The organism is Vibrio sp. WZ-1 (genome assembly GCF_052037695.1).
Lineage (GTDB): Bacteria > Pseudomonadota > Gammaproteobacteria > Enterobacterales > Vibrionaceae > Vibrio.
Window position 1 is genome coordinate 1 of sequence record NZ_JBQEQR010000014.1, and the last position, 3278, is coordinate 3278.

The following is a 3278-nucleotide window of genomic DNA, read 5'->3' on the forward strand; positions in this document are numbered from 1 at the left end:
CCTGTACTTTTTATAACTTGGAGTAGCAGTTCCCAGCGAGTATCAGTTAGCATTGTTCTTGGCATGGTATTGGTTATGGTTTTACTTTTGGCGAAGCAAATTATAACTCTTTACCATGCTGTTCAAAAAACACTCACGAAAGATCAACGCGCCCTAATCACCCTCATCTGCGTTACACATTTGAGCAAGCGGCCTTGAATCGCACTAGTGACCATCACTTTCCAATCGATTTGATGAGGGGGGATGGCTAACTTATGCGCTATAAATGAAGCTTACTGCGAGAGAAGCTAAGACTAGCCTTTAGCTCTTGCACCGCGATGAGTTGGACGGCCCCTTTACAGAGTTTGCATCTAACTGTTGCTCTAAGATGTTGTTTATTTTTGAAAGCTCTGCGTATCCTACGTCACCGCAAAAACCATCCATCTCTGTTTTAACTAAACGTAATAATGTACGCACTTGCTCATCCGCTAGTTTCAATTCCATTTTCACTCCAATTTGTTGCATTAGCATTCTTCATTAATCTATCAGTCCCGATTTCGAATAACAAATGAATACCCAGAACCTTATCAGTGGCACAAGCAGTTAGCTACTTGGCTAACTCATATTTCCCCAAAAACTTGCTTGAATAAATGCTCTAATGGTTTTAAAGGGGGCGTTTCCCCTACCAAATCTAATCCGATTTCAACAAGGCCAGATAATTATCTTTTTGTGTTTAGGTTGACAAAAAAATAACCAAAAAGGGATCGATCTGAAGGCTAACGAATCAAAAGGAAAAATGTAGCGAAAGATCAATAAAGAGCATCGCTTAAAGAGTCAACACCTCGCTACTGATTACATACCATCAGCTAAATTGAGACGTTCCAAGATGGTGAGCTGTCCGGATAAATTTATTGCTTAGATAAGGCGGAAAAAACACTACACATAACGCCAGGAGTGTCTAATGATTATTGATATCAATGAGAAATTGGACAAAGAGAGATGTCCTCAAATAGATATACAAAGCTCATATCATAATTGAAGTTTTTTCATTATCAGCATGAGGTTTTTTCTAAATTATACTTTAAATCAAAAGCTTGCAATTAGCGATATACTCGCGATTGCATAAGGTGATCTTAATCAAAAAAACAAATAAAACATAAAGTTAACATATTGCCTACATTTTGACGATGATGTTAGATTAATTTTCCACCACATCAAAATGTTGATTATTTATAATACAATTCAAGGACTGATAATGATAAAGAACATTACTATTTTATTGTTTGGCTTTCTCTCGATAGCAAACTCGTCAATGGCTTTTGCTGCTTCCGAGGATGTAAGGGTTTGTAACACATGTGTATCAGATTCTTCTTGGTATTCATTTGCAAAAAGTAACAGTAAATTCATGAAAACCATTGAGTTTCATGGTTACAACCCGAATACCGATACTCTTAAGAAATTCATCGTTACAAATAGACAAATAATACAACCTAATGGTGAACCTATATTTTCAACCACGGCAGGAATGTATAACGCAGACTCGAACTTGAGGCACAATGTTACGAACTTTATTGCTCAAAGGGAGGCCATTGGTTCACAAGTCTTGAGCTCGATGTCTCGAACCCTCGATATGCGTGACTTTTACGTTCGTGTCCCTGAAGAGATTGCGAAAAGTCCATGGGATCTCGTAGGTAGAAGTTATTCCGCTAATGAGCTATCAAACTTTTTAGATCCATCTAACCGAAACTCCTTTTGGTACGATGACTTAGGTGATAGTTTTGCTGCTGAAATGTTGAGCTACTTTATTCTAGCGGGTAACGTTGGTTTAACGGAAATTTTAGGTTTGGGGATTCTTGAATTCGATAAAATAAGTGTCGTTTTTTCTAGTGGTGCTGTTATGACTTTTAAATACAGTTTTAATGGAGAGCATGTGTTTGACCTCGTCTTTCAAGCGAAGTATCCGATTCTAGATTCTGATGGGAATGTAGTTGCATCAAATGCCTCAGAGCTGTTGAATGCAAGGGACTTTTCTGGTGATTACCAGTTCGACGCTCATGGTAATGGCATTGACCGTTCGGCTTTTGAGTCCGTTTTGACACGTTCTAATTGGGTAATTGTTGAGAAAGGTAGCTATAGCGATGGTGCCGTCTTGCGTTGCTATGCAGTTTACGTAAGTGACGTATACTCAGGCATGTCATGTGTTAAACTTTAGGGGATACGTATGCTACAAACTTTAATTGGTCCGATACTGTTAATACTGTATATAATTGGTAATGTAGTCATTGGGTATCATTTGGGTAAACGCAAGTTAAGTAACTACAAGGTCGGTATGGTCTTAGCGTTTATTCTATCTCTTACACCACCTCTTAACATCATATTTTACGCAATACTATATTTAAAAAATACCAACTCGAAGTTCAGAAAAACTAGGGCGTGTTGAACTTTGCTGTACAATTTCTCGTTCAACAATACATCGGTAGCCACATTAACATGAATGCCAGCGATAACATGCTGGCATAATTCCTTTCTAGCTTGTCATATCTACTTGAAATAGCTCGATAATGCTTAATTACCCCAAAGGCCTTTTCGGCCAAGTGACGATACTTGTAAAGACACTAATCCATACTGTCTTTGTCTATATCTTGTCCGTAATTGCGTATAGCAATTACTGTTTCTCCGCCACGCTCCTTAACAAAAATGCGGAAAGGTTCGCTGTCATATCCTTTATCACAAATGATGGTATTAACTTCATCGAGTTGCTCAACTAAGCTTTCGGCATGCACTATATCGTGGCGTTGTCCTTCTGATAAATCAAAGCAAATCGGCAGGCCACCACTTCCACGGCTAAGTGAATTTTGGCAGAGTTGCCCCCGCTACTTTTTCCTATTTGCTCTGAGCTTTCAGTAGCAGCACCTGTACTATGCAGATGCGCTCGAACTATAGAGCCATCAAGAAAGACCCATTCAAAGTCAGCCATGCTAGATAAGCTTTTGAAAAGTTTATCTAAACCCCCTTTCTTCGACCAAAGATTAAATCGTCTGTAAACGGTGCTCCACTCTCCGAACTCAGAGGGTAGATCCCGCCAAGGAATACCTGTTCTCATTCGATAAAGTATCCCTTCAAATGTCATTCGATGTTCAGTTTTATCGTAAATACGACCTGTACTTTTTATAACTTGGAGTAGCAGTTCCCAGCGAGTATCAGTTAGCATTGTTCTTGGCATGGTATTGGTTATGGTTTTACTTTTGGCGAAGCAAATTATAACTCTTTACCATGCTGTTCAAAAAACACTCACGAAA

Annotated in this window: 2 protein-coding genes and 1 pseudogene; 1 reads left to right on the forward strand and 2 read right to left on the reverse strand. The window is 38.8% G+C overall.

The features are described from left to right. Window positions 1-300: 300 nt before the first annotated feature. Window positions 301-483 (reverse strand): hypothetical protein, encoded by a 183-nt coding sequence (locus ACTS60_RS00085; protein WP_440886715.1) that lies wholly within the window; start codon window positions 481-483, stop codon window positions 301-303. A gap of 751 nt (window positions 484-1234) precedes the next feature. On the opposite strand from ACTS60_RS00085, the gene ACTS60_RS00090 reads away from it, so the two are divergent. Beyond that, window positions 1235-2191, forward strand: coding sequence for a hypothetical protein (locus ACTS60_RS00090; protein ID WP_440886716.1), 957 nt, complete (start codon window positions 1235-1237; stop codon window positions 2189-2191). 250 nt (window positions 2192-2441) lie between these two features. On the opposite strand, the pseudogene ACTS60_RS00095 reads toward ACTS60_RS00090, so the two are convergent. Further along, window positions 2442-3202: pseudogene (locus ACTS60_RS00095) on the reverse strand (IS5 family transposase). Window positions 3203-3278 lie beyond the last annotated feature (76 nt).

What these genes read in the sequence shown, in the direction of transcription:
- ACTS60_RS00085 (WP_440886715.1), bottom strand. Translation starts at nt 483, where the DNA reads ATGGAATTGAAACTAGCGGATGAGCAAGTGCGTACATTATTACGTTTA.
- ACTS60_RS00090 (WP_440886716.1), top strand. Translation starts at nt 1,235, where the DNA reads ATGATAAAGAACATTACTATTTTATTGTTTGGCTTTCTCTCGATAGCA.